Source organism: Arthrobacter sp. 05T47, from assembly GCF_056395825.1.
In genome coordinates this window covers 1-1,600 of record NZ_JBFTKG010000132.1, presented here as the reverse complement: position 1 = coordinate 1,600, position 1,600 = coordinate 1, and the positions used below count along the sequence as shown (strand labels likewise).

General features: G+C 63.6%; 1 protein-coding gene. It reads right to left on the bottom strand.

Translation table 11 applies throughout. The features are described 5' to 3' along the window. A partial coding sequence (locus tag AC1DEY_RS23270) for an ATP-dependent DNA helicase (protein ID WP_476870063.1) occupies positions 1 to 1,600 on the bottom strand: 1,600 nt, incomplete at both ends.

Here is a 1,600-nt window from a genome sequence, read left to right as displayed (position 1 = left end):
GCGTAGAGGCGTTCGAGGGTGTCTGACTTCTTGCGCTCCGCGTCGCGTACTTCATGGGCGGTCCGCTCAGCACCTTCCGCAGCGAGTACCTCGCCTAAGATGCTCCGCCACGACGGCTGCTGTGAGGGGTCAATGGCAGGGTGCTCAGAGTCATCAGCTTCGCTGACGTAGGCAAAGTTGCCGGAGCGGCCTCGGGTCATGCTGACGTAGAGGAGCTCGCGGGTGAGCCGGCCCTGAGTGACTACGGTGTGACCGGTGTCGACGGTGACGCCCTGGGAGCGGTGTGCGGTGGTTGCGTAGCCCAACTCGACACTCGACTCGAGGTACGCCCGGGGGAGTACAACTTTCGCTCCCGTTTCCCGCCGAACCGCTCGAAGCGAGTCGTCCCGCTTACTGACACTTTCGACGTCGAACAGTGTTCCATTTCGGACGAAGTCACCGTTGCTGTCGACGAGCCTGCGGTCGTTTCCGCGGGCGATGATGGTGTCGCCGGAACCGGCGTATAGGCCATCGTTGAGCAGAACGCTCAGTTCGAGATCCACCTCGCCCTTGGCGACGAGGTCGGCCTGGGCGCGTTCGTTGAGCATGCCGACGGTGTCATTGTCGGCCGCGATAAGGATGGATGACTTGCCTGCGAGCGTATCGGCCTGCCACGCCAGGTACGCCTGGTCGACCATGTCCAAGTAGGCGCCGTGACTGATCCGTCGATGCTTCTCATAGTCCAGAATCGCTGAGTAGTCTCCCCTCCGCAGCTTGAGGGATGATGCGCCCTCCCACTTCTCGTGAAATCTCCAGATGCTGCTGAGTCGGGTGGTCTTTTCTTGCCGGTCCAGCCAACCGAGCACGCCACCCGCGTCGATCGCATCCAGCTGGCCCGGGTCACCTACCAAGAGGATCTTCGCATGGGCCTCGCGGGCCTGCTGGACCAGGGCGGAGAGTTGGAACGTGGAAACCATGGAAGCTTCGTCGATGATTACGAGCTGATCCGAGTGAAAGCACCATCGCTGTTGAACGGCGGCGAGCCGGGCAGCTTCCTGCGCGAGTGCGATGCTCCGGCGGTCGTTGGCATGAGCCTTCACCAGGCGGGTCTGGAGGTCGAAGAAGCGACCTGCCCGGGAACTTGCCCCTGGGCCCACCGACTCGTGCAGCCACTTCGTGACATTCTCTGTGGCCATGGAGAGTCCGCGTCCCAGCACGTCCGCGCTTGCCGCCGCCGGGGCAAGGCCGATCACGCTGCCGGCACCGTATTCGGCTTCCCATATCGCCTTGACCGTCCCCATAGTGGTTGTCTTTCCCGCGCCTGCTGGGCCCACGATCGCGTCGAGGCGGTTGCCGCTTAGGAGGACGTTGGCGACGGCGGCGCGCTGATCGGAGTGGAGCTCTGGCTTCTCTGTCTGTGCGAGTCTGTCGAGCGAATCCATGATGACTTCCGAGCGTACGGCCGGGCCGCCGTCGTCGTTTCTTGCCGCCATGACGGCGTCCTCGTAGGCGAGCGTTGAAGTATCTGTGTAGAGGCGCGATCCGTGGAAGTCGAAGACGCTGCTTTGCCTGATGCGGAGGTCCGGCGCAGCGTTGCCTGATGCGGAGGTCCGGCGCAGCG